General features: G+C 61.3%; 14 protein-coding genes. 6 read left to right on the top strand and 8 right to left on the bottom strand.

All coding sequences use genetic code 11. From position 1 onward, the window contains the following. From JNL55_RS23285 to JNL55_RS23275, 3 genes are all read right to left on the bottom strand, one after another. Nucleotides 1–633, bottom strand: a 633-nt coding sequence (locus JNL55_RS23285) for a cation:dicarboxylate symporter family transporter (protein ID WP_293859699.1), incomplete at its 3' end; no start/stop codon positions are given. Nucleotides 634–688: 55 nt separating this feature from the next. After that, on the bottom strand, nucleotides 689–1,195 hold the full coding sequence (locus JNL55_RS23280; RefSeq protein WP_293859696.1) for a hypothetical protein: 507 nt from the start codon (nucleotides 1,193–1,195) through the stop codon (nucleotides 689–691). Nucleotides 1,196–1,303: 108 nt separating this feature from the next. After that, nucleotides 1,304–1,807 carry a DUF2721 domain-containing protein gene (locus JNL55_RS23275; RefSeq protein ID WP_293859693.1) on the bottom strand — a complete coding sequence of 168 codons (504 nt, stop codon included), beginning with the start codon at nucleotides 1,805–1,807 and terminating at the stop codon, nucleotides 1,304–1,306. Between the two features lie 150 nt (nucleotides 1,808–1,957). Between JNL55_RS23275 and JNL55_RS23270 the strand changes: the two genes are divergently transcribed. Beyond that, on the top strand, nucleotides 1,958–2,662 hold the full coding sequence (locus JNL55_RS23270; protein WP_293859690.1) for a hypothetical protein: 705 nt from the start codon (nucleotides 1,958–1,960) through the stop codon (nucleotides 2,660–2,662). Here JNL55_RS23270 and JNL55_RS23265 read toward each other — a convergent pair. Continuing rightward, the gene (locus tag JNL55_RS23265) at nucleotides 2,649–3,749 is read right to left on the bottom strand and encodes an MBL fold metallo-hydrolase (protein ID WP_293859687.1); all 1,101 of its coding nucleotides are present in this window, start codon (nucleotides 3,747–3,749) and stop codon (nucleotides 2,649–2,651) included. The genes JNL55_RS23270 and JNL55_RS23265 overlap by 14 nt on opposite strands. A 72-nt stretch (nucleotides 3,750–3,821) precedes the next feature. Between JNL55_RS23265 and JNL55_RS23260 the strand changes: the two genes are divergently transcribed. Further along, nucleotides 3,822–5,135 (top strand): M20/M25/M40 family metallo-hydrolase, encoded by a 1,314-nt coding sequence (locus JNL55_RS23260; RefSeq protein WP_293859684.1) that lies wholly within the window; start codon nucleotides 3,822–3,824, stop codon nucleotides 5,133–5,135. Nucleotides 5,136–5,164: 29 nt separating this feature from the next. Here JNL55_RS23260 and JNL55_RS23255 read toward each other — a convergent pair whose 3' ends face one another. From JNL55_RS23255 to trxA, 3 genes are all read right to left on the bottom strand, one after another. Continuing rightward, nucleotides 5,165–7,012 carry a bifunctional diguanylate cyclase/phosphodiesterase gene (locus JNL55_RS23255; protein WP_293859681.1) on the bottom strand — a complete coding sequence of 616 codons (1,848 nt, stop codon included), beginning with the start codon at nucleotides 7,010–7,012 and terminating at the stop codon, nucleotides 5,165–5,167. 223 nt (nucleotides 7,013–7,235) lie between these two features. Further along, the gene (rho, locus tag JNL55_RS23250) at nucleotides 7,236–8,492 is read right to left on the bottom strand and encodes a transcription termination factor Rho (protein WP_293859702.1); all 1,257 of its coding nucleotides are present in this window, start codon (nucleotides 8,490–8,492) and stop codon (nucleotides 7,236–7,238) included. 248 nt (nucleotides 8,493–8,740) lie between these two features. Beyond that, nucleotides 8,741–9,070 (bottom strand): thioredoxin TrxA, encoded by a 330-nt coding sequence (trxA, locus tag JNL55_RS23245; protein WP_129781505.1) that lies wholly within the window; start codon nucleotides 9,068–9,070, stop codon nucleotides 8,741–8,743. 526 nt (nucleotides 9,071–9,596) lie between these two features. Here trxA and JNL55_RS23240 point away from each other — a divergent pair. Then, on the top strand, nucleotides 9,597–11,114 hold the full coding sequence (locus JNL55_RS23240; protein WP_293859674.1) for a DEAD/DEAH box helicase: 1,518 nt from the start codon (nucleotides 9,597–9,599) through the stop codon (nucleotides 11,112–11,114). A 35-nt stretch (nucleotides 11,115–11,149) separates the two neighbouring features. On the opposite strand, the gene yrfG is transcribed toward JNL55_RS23240, so the two are convergent. Continuing rightward, nucleotides 11,150–11,821 (bottom strand): GMP/IMP nucleotidase, encoded by a 672-nt coding sequence (gene yrfG, locus JNL55_RS23235; RefSeq protein ID WP_415923150.1) that lies wholly within the window; start codon nucleotides 11,819–11,821, stop codon nucleotides 11,150–11,152. A gap of 125 nt (nucleotides 11,822–11,946) precedes the next feature. Between yrfG and JNL55_RS23230 the strand changes: the two genes are divergently transcribed. The 3 genes from JNL55_RS23230 to JNL55_RS23220 form a co-directional block, all read left to right on the top strand. Continuing rightward, nucleotides 11,947–12,495: a DUF3301 domain-containing protein gene (locus JNL55_RS23230; protein ID WP_293859668.1), complete on the top strand. Its 549-nt coding sequence runs from the start codon at nucleotides 11,947–11,949 to the stop codon at nucleotides 12,493–12,495. Between the two features lie 27 nt (nucleotides 12,496–12,522). Beyond that, complete coding sequence (locus JNL55_RS23225) at nucleotides 12,523–12,747, top strand: YdcH family protein (RefSeq protein ID WP_116808299.1); 225 nt, start codon at nucleotides 12,523–12,525, stop codon at nucleotides 12,745–12,747. A 12-nt stretch (nucleotides 12,748–12,759) separates the two neighbouring features. Continuing rightward, nucleotides 12,760–13,849, top strand: a 1,090-nt coding sequence (locus JNL55_RS23220) for a mechanosensitive ion channel family protein (RefSeq protein ID WP_293859660.1), incomplete at its 3' end; no start/stop codon positions are given.

Below are 13,849 nucleotides of genomic sequence, written 5' to 3'. Positions count from 1 at the left end.
GAACGCACCGATCGGCGCCAGCCGCATGACCATGCCGACGATACGAAACATCACCGCCGCGAAGCGGTCGATGAAGTCGAATATCGGCCGGGCGCGATCGCCGACCCCATGCAGCGCGAAGCCGAACAGCACCGAGAACATCAACACCTGCAGGATGTCGCCCTTGGCGAATGCATCCACGATGGTGGTGGGAATCACGTTCAACAAAAAGTCGATGACGCTCTGTTGTTCGGCGGCTTTGGCATACGTGGCCACCGCCTTGGGATCCAGCAACGAAACGTCGACGTTCATGCCCGCGCCCGGCTGCACTACGTTGACGATCACCAGGCCGACGACCAGCGCGATGGTGCTGACCACTTCGAAGTACAACAACGCGAGCGCACCGGTCTTGCCGATGGCCTTCATGTTTTCCATGCCGGCGATGCCGGTGACCACGGTGCAAAAAATGATGGGCGCGATCAGCATCTTGATCAGCTTGATGAAGCCGTCGCCGAGCGGCTTGAACAGCGTGGCTGTTTCCGGCATGAAATGGCCCAGCAAGACACCGATCGCGATGGCGATCAGGACCTGAACATAGAGCGTGCTATACCAGCGCGTGGGCGCTGCCGGCGAGGCGGGGGCTTCGGTAACCATCGGTCCGCGAATTATTCTGATAATGGGAGCGGACCAGTTTACATGAGCGCGTCGACTAAGCGGGGGCGGCCTGCCGAACGTTCGGGGCGGTGCCGGGCGTGCCGTTCACCCAGATGCGGCCGCCGCGCGGATCGAGCCGCACGGCCAACCCTAGCGAGCGGTTGAACTCCTTGCATTCCACCGGCAAGCGAGCGTCGGCGAAATACGCCTTGGCCAGATCGATGACGGTGGCCGCCGGGCCTTCCAAGGCCGGCACGGTGTTGGGTGTGTGCCCGAAGATACTCACGCGCCAGCTCTGCTTGCGAGCGCCGGCCGCGCGCAGCTCCTTGCAGAATCGATCCATCAACAACAAATCCGAGCTCAGCGTGTTGTCGGTGAGATCGATGGGCTGATCGTTTTGTATAGCGACGTAGCGTAAATGCAAAAGACCGCCGGCCGGCTGCGTGTCGTCATAGACGCATACCGCCAAGGCGCCACGCAGCTCACAAGTGAGCAACGTCGACTCTTTGGCGACCCGAAACGCATCGGGCTGAACCACGACTTCTGGCGGCTGCTGGATCATGCAGCGGCCATGATGCGGGGGCCGTGCAGTCTGAGTTGTGCAGTAGATCACGGAATCGGGCGAAGCGACGCCCCCTGACACCTTTGCGTCAATTTTTGTCCGAGGCTGTCATTCTTTGGCGACGGGCGGCTTGGCCGCGCCGGCCTTATCCACCGAGGCAGGGATGTGTCGCACCCCGCCGAAAGTGAGTGAATTGGTGGCCAGGATCACTTCGCGCAAGAAATAAACCAGCGCCGCCGCCAGGCTCAGCAGCGCGATCACAAAAGTGATGGCAATGGGTGCATCCAAATTGATGCTCAACGACGAGCTGATGAACAGCGCCGCGACCACCAGCGACACCAGCAAACCGCACATCACCGACAGGCCGATGGCGCGATTGATCAGCGTGGCTCGTTTCGATAACACCCGCAGCAGCTTGTGCAGTTCCTCAGCCTGTTCCGGAGTTGCATACACCAGCCGATCTTCCATGGCCCGCGCCCGATCGATGATGCGGCCGACTCGGGTCGCCAATGCATTCAACGTCGTGCCCACGCCTGCCAGCAGAAACACGGGCGCCACGGCCAATTGAATGACCTGCGCCAGATTGGCGATGTGGGGAGCGGTGCTGAGCATGCGAGACCCTTTATCAGTATGCGGCCGAACGATACACCAGCCGTTCGCGTCGCGCCGCCCGAGGATGACAAAGCGGGGCTGACAAACCGGGCATTGCAACCCTTGACGCGTTTGCCGCGTCCTAACGGCACACAGGACGGAGACGTGGCAATGAACAACAAATTGGTGACCTTGGCGCCGTTGATCGGTTTGTCGTTTTTGCTGACCAGCCCGTTATTGCTGGCCGATAGCGAGAATATTTCCAAGGTCAACGGCTCGATCCGGGTCGACAGCGGCCGACAGGTGGGCTCAGTGGAAACAGTGAACGGTTCCATCCGGCTGGAAGACTCGGTGCAGGCCCGCAATGTCGAAACGGTCAGCGGCTCCATCGATATCGGCAGCAACGCGTCCGTCGGCAGTGTCGAGACCGTCAATGGCGATATCAAACTGGCCAGCAACTCAAAGGCCGATTCGCTGGAAACCGTCAATGGTGGACTGCGCATCCAGGACCAGGTCCAGATCCGCGGCAATGCCACTTCGGTGAACGGCGATATCAAGCTGGGCAAAGGCGCGCAGGTCGGCGGCGCTCTGGAAAACGTCAATGGCGATATCGAACTCGACTCGGCCCGCGTCGGTCGCGGCATCACCACCACCAATGGCGACATCGACATCGGCGCCGGCTCGCAAGTCGACGGCGGCATCGTGGTGGAGAAAACCAGTTACAGCTTCTTTTCCAACAAGCGCAAGCCCAAGGTGACCATCGGCCCGGACGCAGTGGTCAACGGCACGCTGCATTTCAAGCGCGAAGTGGAATTGCACGTCAGCGAACGCGCCAAGGTCGGCAAGATCGTCGGCGCGACCGCTATTCGAGAGTGATGTAAGTGACGCGTCCGGCCCGCACTTCGCGCCGGACGCGACCCGCATGAACCAGGTATTCCAGATGCGCCAGCGCCTCGCCGATCGCCAGAAACAAGTGCATATCCTTGAGCTGGCGACGAAACATGAATGGCAACAAGTCCATCGCCACTTTGGGCTCGACACAAAGCGCCGCGACCTTGTCCAGCTGCTCCAGGTGATGGCCGGTCAGATCGTCGATCCGCTGGCGCAGGCCGCGAAACGGCACGCCATGCGCTGGCAGCACCAGCGTGTCCTCGGGCAACGCTCGCAAGCGCTGCAAGGACGATAGATACGAGCCCAGTGGATTCGGATCGCCGTTGCCGACCATGAAACTGATGTTGGAAGAAATCGTCGGCAACACTTGATCGCCGCTGATCAACAGGCGCTGCGCCGGATTGGAAAAACATAAATGACCTTCGGCGTGACCGTTGGTCTCGAGCGCCGTCCACTCGCCTTCGCCCCAACGCACGGTTTGTTCGTCAGCAATGAATTGTTCCACTCGCGGCATGCCGCTGGTCATGCGCGCGAATCGCTCGGGACGAAACATCGAGCGAATCTGCATGGCATCGGTCACGCCATGCGACACGAAAAATTCTTCAGCAGCACTGAAATGTGATTTGGCTTCGCCGCCCCACATGCCGTTGGCTTGCTCATACGTCCGCCGCGACATCACCACCGGCACGCCGATGCGCTCTTGCAGCCAGGCGGCCAGACCGATGTGATCCGGATGAATGTGCGTGACGACTACAGCGCGTAACGGGCGTTGTGAGAAATACTCCCGCTCTATGCTTTCCCATGCGTCCTTGCCGATGGACGCCGCGAGCCCGGTATCGATGACCACACAGCCGTCGTCCGTCTCCAGCAGCCAGACGTTGATGTGATTCAGATCCAGCGGCAGCGGGATGCGAGCCCAACGCAGCCCGGGCGCAATCGACACGCTTTTGCCGGCCTCGGGCGCGGCCATCTCCACGAATTGCAGCCGGCGCGGCGCGGATGGAAACGCCTCGCCTTCCGCGGTCACAGTCGGCGCGGCGGCAGTGTTGGCAGGGTCGTCGGGAACATTCATCGGTTCAGGGGACGTGGTAAATCGGGCGCTCGCGTATCATGCGGCCTCTTGGCCGAAAGAGGAAATTCCACCATGCGACCTGGCTTCCGCCCCCTGGCGCGCGCGTCCCTGATCATTGCCCTAGCCGCATTTACCAGCTCGTCGCCAGCCGCGCCTCGGGATGCCAAGGAAAAGGCGCTGGTCCAGCACGTCACGGCTGGGGAAAAGGCTCACATCGAACTGCTCGAACAGCTGGTGAACGTCAACAGCGGCACCATGAATCTAGCTGGCGTGCGTCAGGTCGGTGATTTGCTCCGGCCGCGCTTCGAAGCACTCGGCTTCAAAGTCACTTGGGTGGATGGCACGCCGTTCAAGCGTGCCGGTCATTTGATCGCAACTCGTCCCGGCCGCGGTCAGCACGTGCTGTTGATCGGCCACATGGATACGGTGTTCGAACCCAATCATCCATTTCAGCGCTGGCAACGCGTCGATGAAAACATCGCTCGCGGCCCTGGGGCTGCGGATGACAAAGGCGGCATCGTGGTCGCGCTCGCGGCGCTCGATGCACTTCGACAAGCCAAGTTGCTCGACTCGCTGCAGATCACTGTGGTGTTACATGGCGATGAGGAAGACTCCGGTGCACCGCTGGCGCTCGCCCGTCACGATCTGATCGAAGCCGCCAAGGCCGCGGACATCGCCATCGGCTTGGAGAATGCTGCCGATAATCCCAAGACCGCAGTCACCGCGCGTCGCAGCTCCACCGGTTGGGTCGTGAAGGTGACGGCCAAGAGCTCCCATTCGTCGCAGATATTTTCCGATAACGTCGGCGCCGGCGCCGCTTATGAGTTGGGCCGGATCCTCAATGGCTTCTATCAAGAAGTGCGCGGCGAGGAGTTCGTGACTTTCAATCCCGGCTTGATTGCCAGCAGCACTCAAGTGGACTTCAAGGGCCAGCCGCTCAGCGCCACGTTGTCCGGTAAGAACAATATCGTCGCGCCCACGGCGATTGCCTCCGGCGATCTTCGCACCCTGACCGTGCAGCAGTTGGAGGAAACGCGGGCGAAGATGCGCAAAGTCGTTGCCGCTAGCTTGCCGCAAACTTCTGCGGAGATTGAGTTCACGGATAACTACCCGCCCATGGCTCCGACTGAAGGCAACCGCAAGTTACTTTCTCTCTACGACGGTGTCAGCAAAGATCTCGGCTTCGGCCCGGTCACCGAAGTGAATCCTCGCAATGCTGGCGCCGCAGACATCTCCTTCGCCGCCGACCACGTCGACATGGCCCTCGACGGCCTCGGCCTACTCGGCGGCGGTGCCCATACCCCGGATGAATTCGCCGATCTCCGTACTTATCAGATACAAACTCAACGCTTGGCTGTGTTGTTGTATCGACTCGGTCGGAGATAGATGCCTCACGCAGCGGCCGACCGGCGCCGTCAGGCGCTGTTCATCAGCTGTTCCATCGGCAGCAACTCTGCCGAGGGGCGGCGAGCGGCGGCGAGTACATCGACGATGCGATCGTCGCTGCGCAGGACGAAGCTGTTGCCGGTTTGTTGTTTGGCGTATTTCTTTACGTGTGCGAGCAGGTGAGCCACGGCGTCGGCGCTAGTGGCGCCCATGGTCTCTGAATCCAGAGCCGCGACTGACAGCGTCAGCAAAGGAAACGCCCGCTGACTGCCATCGCGATCGATAGCGGTAATCGACTTCGCTGCCGCATGTTCGGGCGAATAAAAATCCGCCACGGTCTGCGCGAAACGGTCCAACACATTGACCACGCGATCGCGCCAATCCGCCGAGCGAATCACGACCAGGAAATCATCGCCGCCGACGTGGCCGACGAAGTCGAGCCGCGCGGAGAAGTGAGTTTTGAGCAGCCCGGAAAGGTGCAGGATCACCTGATCGCCGTGCGCATAGCCGTACACATCGTTGTAAGGCTTGAACGAATCCAGATCGAAATAAGCGACGATGAAACGTTTGCGCGCTTCGATGAGCTTGTCTACCGAGCTGCGGATCGCGGCATTGCCGGGCAGCAAGGTCAGCGGATTGGAATGTTTGGCCGACTGCAACTGCTGTTCGGTGATGAGCCGTAACACGTCGATGGTCTGGCCGAGGCCGTGGTAGCGCCCGTCCTTGGTAATCACGAATTCTTCAGTCAATCGCGGCCGGCTCTTCTGAGTCACCAGGCGACTGACCTGCTCCAACCGCAACTGACCGTCGATGAGCAAGGTCGGCGTCTCCATCACCGCGGTGACCGGCTTCTTGTTGAAGATCTCCGGATGCAGCGGCTTGGCGAGCAAGTCAAATAAGCGTTCACGGCGCACGACACCGAGCGGCCGGCCGTCCTCGACCACGGGGAAGCTCAGTTGCTCGGGATTGTCACGAAACAAATCGGCGACTTCAGTCACGCGCGTCTCGGGCGACACCGGCGGCACATAAGTAGAAATGTGTTCGGCGAGCAGCGCGGTGTAAGTCACGATGGAGCGATCGAGCGACTCCACTTGCTGTAGCGCTGCCATCGGCGTGGTGCCGGGGCGGCCGAACAAATGACCTTGCAGTCGATCCAGGCCAAGATCCACCAGCTCGCGACACTCGCGTTCCGTTTCCACGCCTTCAGCGATGACGCGGCAACCCATGGCGCGACCCATGTCGAGCATGGAGCGCACGAACTCGAGCTTGGTGGCATCGGCATCGATGCCGGTGACGAAGTAACGATCGATTTTCACGTAGTCGGGCTTGAGCTCCGACCAGGTGCGCAGGCCCGACGAGCCGGCGCCCAGATCGTCGATGGCGATGGCACAACCGGCTTCACGCAAGCGTTGCATGGCCGAGCGCAGCCGGTCGTAATCTTCCAGCAGGCTTTCTTCGGTGAGCTCGATCACCACGCGGTCCATCGGCATGCCGATGTTGCGAGCCAGCTCGACGAAGCGCTCGGCGAAATTGGGATGTTCGTAAATGGTGTCGGGCGACACATTGATGAACAACTGCCCGGACACTTGCGCCGCGACGAACCGTTTGAAGGCGCTTTGCATGCACAGAAAGTCGAGCTCGACTTTCAGGCCAGCACGTCGCGCGGCTTCGAAAAGATTCTGCGGGGCATGCAACCAGCTGTCGGAAGGACCGCGGGTCAGCGCCTCATAGCCACAAACGCCTCGGGAACGAGGGTCGACGATGGGCTGGAACAGAGTCGTAATCCGGCCTTCACGCAAGACGTCGGCGAGCTCGAGCGCCGAGGCATCGAGCCTGCGCAAGCGTAACGTCGGCGAATCTGGACGTGGGTCGGACATGCGCAACCAGCCGGCGTCGGCCCGGCCTCCCCTCTGCTCCGTAGGGCACCCGGTTTCCCGGGCGAGTTGTTACAAGTTAATTAGCTGAAGAGCAGCGAACAGAGACCGGCTTCGCATCGACGGCATGCCGCTATTGCTAGCAACACGTATGGAAGTGAAATTTGTGATGGAGCGCACATGTTGACCGCCGCCTCCAGTGAGGGGGCGGTCAACCGACGTGCGCTTAACGCTTCATCGCGTCGAAGAAATCACCGTTGGTCTTGGTGTCCTTCATCTTGTCGATCAGGAACTCGATGGCTGCCAGTTCGTCCATGGGGTGCAGCAGCTTGCGCAGAATCCAGATCTTCTGCAGTTCCTCGGCCGAGGTGATGAGTTCTTCGCGACGCGTGCCGGAACGGTTGATGTTCACCGCTGGGAACACGCGCTTTTCCGATACACGGCGATCCAGATGGATTTCCGAGTTACCGGTGCCCTTGAACTCTTCGTAAATCACGTCGTCCATGCGCGAGCCGGTGTCGATCAGGGCCGTGGCCAGAATGGTCAGCGAGCCGCCTTCTTCGATGTTACGAGCTGCACCAAAGAAGCGCTTCGGGCGCTGCAGGGCGTTAGCGTCGACACCGCCGGTCAGCACCTTGCCGGAGCTCGGCACCACGGTGTTGTAGGCACGGGCCAGACGTGTAATCGAGTCCAGCAGAATCACCACGTCGCGCTTGTGCTCGACCAGGCGCTTGGCCTTTTCGATCACCATTTCCGCGACCTGCACGTGACGCGTGGCCGGTTCGTCGAACGTCGAGGACACCACTTCGCCGCGCACGGTGCGCGCCATTTCGGTGACTTCTTCCGGACGCTCGTCGATCAGCAGCACGATCAAATAAACATCGGGATGGTTCGAGACGATCGAACTGGCGATGTTTTGCAACAGCATGGTCTTACCCGCTTTGGGCGGGGAGATGATCAAGCCGCGCTGACCTTTGCCGATCGGCGACACCAGATCGATGATGCGTGCCGTCAAGTCCTCGCTGGAACCGTTGCCACGCTCCAGTTTGAAGCGCTTGGTCGGATGCAGCGGGGTCAGGTTCTCGAACAGCACCTTGTGCTTGGCGCCTTCGGGCGAATCGAAATTGATCTCGCCGACCTTGAGCAGCGCGAAGTAGCGCTCGCCGTCCTTGGGCGGACGAATCAAGCCGGAGATCGAATCGCCGGTGCGCAGATTGAAGCGACGGATCTGGCTGGGGCTGACGTAGATATCGTCCGGGCCGGCCAGATAGGAGCTGTCGGCCGAGCGCAGGAAGCCGAAGCCGTCCTGCAGGATTTCCAGCACGCCGTCGCCGTAGATGTCCTCGCCGCTGCGCGCATGCGCCTTGAGGATGGAGAAGATGATGTCCTGCTTGCGCGAGCGGGCCAGATTCTCCAGCCCCATCTTCTGGGCGATATCCACCAGCTCCGGCACCGGCTTCAGCTTCAGCTGAGTCAGGTTCATCGACTGGCGCGAGGCCGCCAGTTCCGCTGGAGAGATTACGCCAACGTCATCGCCGTCGAAGCCGTCGTCCTGCGGCAGGTCGTCGTGTTGCGGCCCATCGCCGCGATGATCGTTGCCACCACCGCGGTTACCGCCGCGATTACCGCGATTACCGTCGTTGTTGCCACCACGATTGTTGGAGCGGCCGCCGCCACCGCCGCCACCTTTGTTGCCCGGGCGATTGCGGGCCTGATTGCCGAGATAGCCTCTCACAGTTTGCTGTCCAAAAATGCGGCCAGGTCCGATTTGCGGAGTGCCCCGACCTTCTGGCCTTCGACCTGACCGTTCTTGAAGAGAATGAGGGTGGGGATGCCGCGCACAGCGAATCGCTGCGGCGTCTTGGGATTTTCATCGATATTGAGCTTGGCGATCGTGACCTTGTCTTTGTATTCGGTCGCGATCTCGTTAAGCATGGGTGCAATCATCTTGCACGGGCCGCACCACTCAGCCCAGAAATCCAGCAGGACCGGGCCTTTGGCCTTGACGACGTCATCTTCGAAACTGGCGTCGGTGACATGCACAATCGTCTCGCTGCTCACCAGAAAACTCTCCGGGGGTGATGGGATGGAAAATGGACGAAAAGGGGTGTGCGAACTTCAGTTGCGGGGTGACACAAACCTGATGGCGTGGGTCATGCGTACGAACGTTGGCGGTGTGTGCTGCATGGATCGGCAGCAATGACCGGGTGACTTGAGTGTGCTCGGTCGGGCACAATGCCCGGGGCCGTGCTACTGAATCGATGCTCTTGGGCCAAACTCCATACGAAGGCCGCGTGAATGCTTGAGATAAATCTGTGTGAGCGGTGCTCGTGCTCGATGTAAGCCAGTCTGCTTCTGCTCCGTCGGTCTTCGGCAGTGACTCGCGATATCCGCTTGAGTATCCCCCTGAGCAGCCCTGCGAGTATCGAATGAGATACTGCGTCGAGGGTTACGTCGTCGAGGGGCTTGGAGCCAGTGCTCCGTTCGGGGCAGGTGCGGATGAGTCCGCTTCGTTGAGGCTTATTAAAACCGGGTGCTTGCCAATTTGCAAGCGCCCCCCTCTCTTCCACTGGGTAAATCATATCGAATGGCCGATTCGCACTTAACCGAACTGTCCTTTTCCAGCCTGCATCTGCCGGAAGCTTTGCAAAAGGGCCTGGCCGACGCCTCGTTCGAGCGTTGCACACCCATTCAGGCGCAAACCTTGCCGCAAGCACTCGCCGGCCTGGATGTGGCCGGGCAAGCTCAAACTGGAACGGGAAAAACCGCGGCATTTCTAGTGGCGATGTATGCGCGCTTGATGCGCGAACCGCCGCCGCCTACACGCAGCTTGAATGCACCACGGGCAATTATCGTGGCTCCAACGCGCGAGCTGGCGGTTCAGATCCATCGAGATGCCGAGGTACTCGGCTCGCACACGGGTCTGCAACTTGGCCTCGCCTTCGGCGGCGTCGACTACGAGAAACAGAAGCATCATCTCGAGCAAGGCGTGGACGTGCTGATGGGCACACCCGGCCGCATCATCGACTTCGTCAAGCAACGCGTGATCGATCTGCGCTCGGTGCAGGTGCTGGTGCTGGACGAAGCGGATCGCATGTTCGATCTCGGCTTCATCGCCGACATCCGCTACATATTGAGGCGTCTGCCGGATCCGCAAGCGCGCCTCAACATGTTGTTCTCGGCGACCTTGTCTCATCGCGTCCTCGAGCTCGCGTACGAGCACATGAACGAGCCGACGCTGGTGCGCATCGAGCCCGACAAGATGACTGTGGACCGCGTCCGACAGGTTATCTACTACCCCTCCAACGATGAGAAGCCGCGCCTGTTGGTGGGCTTGCTCAAGCACATGGATCCGCGACGCAGCATGGTGTTCGTGAACACGCGGCGCGCGGCTGAAGAAATCGAAGGACTGTTGCGCTCCAACGGCATCAACGCCGAAGCCATTTCCGGCGACGTGCCCCAACGCAAACGCTTACGAATGCTCCGTGATTTTCACGAAGGCACGCTGGCAGTGTTGATCGGCACCGACGTCGCTTCGCGCGGCTTGCATATTCCCGATGTGAGCCACGTGTTCAATTACGATCTTCCGCAAGACCCGGAAGACTACGTGCATCGTATCGGCCGAACCGCGCGCGCCGGCACTGAAGGCGACGCGATCAGCTTCGGCTGCGAGGAATACGTGATTTCCCTGCCGGATATCGAGGGTTACATCGGTCGCAAACTGCCGGTGGCGGCAGTGGCGAAAGAAATGTTGCCGGAGATCGTCTCGCCTCCTCCGCTGCCAAGACGTCACTTCGGTGGCGGCGGCGGCCGCGGTAAACCAGGCGGCCGTGGTGGTAGTGGCGGCGGTGGTCGCAGCGGCGGCGGCGGAGGTCGCGGTGGTGATCGTCGTCGCAGCGGCGGTGGCGGCGGTGGCGGTTATTCATCGCCTCGGCCACCTGCAGCTGCAGCTCCTGCGCCCGTCGCGCCAGTTGAAGCGAGCGCCAATAGTGCGAACGGCGACGCCAATGCCGAAGCACCGCCAAGAAAACGTCGCCGTCGACGCCGAAGCAAACGTTCCGATGGCACCACTCCAGGCACGCCGCCGGCGCCAGAAGCGACCTGAGCTAGCTGGCGCCTGGGTCAGCAAGCAGCTCGCGATTACTTCGCGAGCTCATCGAGCAGATGACTCACCTGCTCGACCGACAGGAAGTCAGTGACTTCCCGTTTAGCCATAGCTGAATCCGGCTTCGAGATGGCGAAGATGTGCGCGATGCCGTGGGCCTGCGCGGCGCGCAGTACCGAGTGACTGTCATCGACGAATAACGTGCGCTGAGGATCGAAGCCGAGCGCGGCTTCGAGTTGCTGCCAGAAGCTCGCATGCTCCTTGGGCACGCCGAAGCTGTGCGAGCTGAAGACCACGTCGAAGTAGTTCAGCAAGCCGGTCTGGGTCGCCTTCACTTTCAAGCTGTCGTGATGCGCGTTGGTGACCAACGCGATGCGCACACTCTTGTCGCGCAGAGCGCGGAGAAACTCCTCAGCGCCCGGCAGGAAGCGCACATGCTCGCGCATCTCGCGCTTCATCCCAGCAATGTCGAGCTCCAGCTCGCGGGTCCAGAAATCCGTGCAATACCAGTCGAGTGTGCCTTGCCGAGCTGCGAACATCGGCCGCAATACCTCGCGCGTCCGCTCGAGCGTCAGGCCATGCCGGGCGGCGTAACGCTCCGGAACCAGCTCCAGCCAGAAATAATTGTCAAATCGTAAATCCAGCAGCGTGCCGTCCATGTCCAGTAACACAGTATCGATAGCCTCCCAGCGCGGCTGGGTGGCCACCGACTCGGCTGCGGAAATCAAGGACTGGTTCAAGCGAAATCTCGGCTTCTGCGGAACGCGGGCGGCCGTATGATAGGGCAACCTGCAAGGCGGCCAGAGTCGGCAACGTCGGGGGACCTAGGTTAATGGAATTGGGTTGGGGCGCATTGGTGCTGCTCGTGGCTGGGGCCGCGGTGGTCTGGTTTCTTCAGGACAGCCTGGCGGCCCGCGAACGTGCCAACGTCGCGGCGATGGAGGCCTGTCAGCGGCTGAGCTTGCAGTTCCTGGACGGCACTGTCGCGTTCGCGCGACTGGCATTCGCTCGCGAGCAAGGCCAGCTGGCGATCCGCCGCACGTACGTGTTCGATTACACCGCCAACAGCATCGAGCGTCGCCAGGGATTCGTCATCCTGCTCGGCCGGCGCGTGGAGTCAGTGGGTTACGCACCCGGCGAGGAACGCCGCGGCCAGCCGCAGCCGCCGCCGATCACCATCTCCGCATCCGCGACTTTCACACCTCCGCCCGCGGAACAGCCCCCTGCGCCGCCGCCTCGTCGACTGGAGAGCGCTCAAGTGCTCGACCTCGCCGATTGGCGCGCGCGTCGGCGAGACGCTGAAAAACAGCAATCGCCCACCACACGGCGCCCCGCTGCCCCAGATCCTGGCCACGCAGATGGTCAGGATCATCATCAATAGCGCGCACTTGCGCTAAAGTACGCGCCGATGAGCGAAGCGGAAAACAACGTCGAGACTGAAACTTTCCGACGCCTCGAGCGGCTCCGGGAGCTGCGCATCGAGCATCGCGACCTGGACGACGTGATTCACCGGCTACAGATGGACTTGTACGTCAATGAAGTGCAACTACGGCGCCTCAAGAAACGAAAACTAATGTTGAAGGATCAGATCGCCCGGCTGGAAAGCGAGCTCATCCCCGACCTCAACGCCTGAGCCCATTGATCCATGCAGGAATTGCTGCATAACGCAGGCCTGGCTCTGGAGGCGCTGCTCACTCCCGCATCGCTCCTGCAATTGGCGGCGATCGGTATGGCCGTGCTGGTGGCCTGGTGGTTCGGCCGCCAGGTGCGCAACACCGAGCGCGGCAAGCTGGCGCTGGCTCAGACCGGCTTTCAGGCACGCCTGACCGAAGCACTGCTGATCACCAGCCCGCACCTCGCCGCGCTGGTCTTGATCGCCGCGTTTGGCGGCGCCCTGCACGCCCTGAAGGTCGACAGCAAGCTGGTCGATCTGGCGATCACGCTGTCCGGCCTGTTGTTACTGATCCGCTTTGCCGTGTACGTGGTGCGCGTCTCGCTCGGCAACCGGACCAAGGGCTGGGGCAACATCATCACCTTCGTGATCTGGGGCGTGTTGGCCCTGCACGTGCTGGGCTGGTTCGATCCGCTGGTACAGGCGTTCGACAGCGTCGGCATCACCGCCGGCAACAAGCGCATCACGCTGTGGTCGGTGATCAAAGTCCTGTTCACCGTCGGCGCGTTCATTTTGGTCGCGGTGTGGATCGCACGCTGGTTCGAGCGCCGGCTGATGTCCATGCAAGGCCTGGCGCTGAGCATGCGCATCGGCATCGCCAAGTTCTCGCAAGCATTCCTGATCGGCCTGTCCATCCTGCTGGGTCTGAACGCCGCCGGTCTGGATCTGACCACGCTGAACATTTTCACCGGCGCCATCGGCATCGGCCTGGGCTTCGGCTTGCAGGCCATCGCCTCGAATTTTGTCAGCGGCTTCGTGCTGTTGATGGATCGGTCCATCAAGCCGGGCGACGTCATCAGCTTCTCCGGCACCACCGGCACCAGCACCGAAGGCTTCGGTTGGGTGCAGGAACTGCGCGGCCGCTATGTGGTGGTCCGCGATCGCGACGGCGTCGAAACCTTGGTGCCCAATCAAAACCTGATCACCAACCCGGTGATCAACTGGAGCTACACCGACCCGCGCGTGCGCCTGAAGCTGCCGGTGCGTGTCAGCTACAGCTGCGACCCGGAGAAAGCACTGGAGCTCTTGCTCAAGGCTGCCGAGGATCAACCTCGCATCCTGC

The organism is Steroidobacter sp. (assembly GCF_016790065.1).
GTDB lineage: Bacteria > Pseudomonadota > Gammaproteobacteria > Steroidobacterales > Steroidobacteraceae > Steroidobacter.
Note: the sequence above shows the minus strand (reverse complement) of the source record. Positions and strands in the feature narration are given on the sequence as shown.

What these genes read in the sequence shown, in the direction of transcription:
- JNL55_RS23225 (WP_116808299.1), top strand. Translation starts at nt 12,523, where the DNA reads ATGAGCGAAGCGGAAAACAACGTCGAGACTGAAACTTTCCGACGCCTC.
- JNL55_RS23240 (WP_293859674.1), top strand. Translation starts at nt 9,597, where the DNA reads ATGGCCGATTCGCACTTAACCGAACTGTCCTTTTCCAGCCTGCATCTG.
- JNL55_RS23275 (WP_293859693.1), bottom strand. Translation starts at nt 1,807, where the DNA reads ATGCTCAGCACCGCTCCCCACATCGCCAATCTGGCGCAGGTCATTCAA.
- JNL55_RS23270 (WP_293859690.1), top strand. Translation starts at nt 1,958, where the DNA reads ATGAACAACAAATTGGTGACCTTGGCGCCGTTGATCGGTTTGTCGTTT.
- JNL55_RS23260 (WP_293859684.1), top strand. Translation starts at nt 3,822, where the DNA reads ATGCGACCTGGCTTCCGCCCCCTGGCGCGCGCGTCCCTGATCATTGCC.
- JNL55_RS23230 (WP_293859668.1), top strand. Translation starts at nt 11,947, where the DNA reads ATGGAATTGGGTTGGGGCGCATTGGTGCTGCTCGTGGCTGGGGCCGCG.
- JNL55_RS23280 (WP_293859696.1), bottom strand. Translation starts at nt 1,195, where the DNA reads ATGATCCAGCAGCCGCCAGAAGTCGTGGTTCAGCCCGATGCGTTTCGG.
- JNL55_RS23265 (WP_293859687.1), bottom strand. Translation starts at nt 3,749, where the DNA reads ATGAATGTTCCCGACGACCCTGCCAACACTGCCGCCGCGCCGACTGTG.
- rho (WP_293859702.1), bottom strand. Translation starts at nt 8,492, where the DNA reads ATGAACCTGACTCAGCTGAAGCTGAAGCCGGTGCCGGAGCTGGTGGAT.
- JNL55_RS23255 (WP_293859681.1), bottom strand. Translation starts at nt 7,012, where the DNA reads ATGTCCGACCCACGTCCAGATTCGCCGACGTTACGCTTGCGCAGGCTC.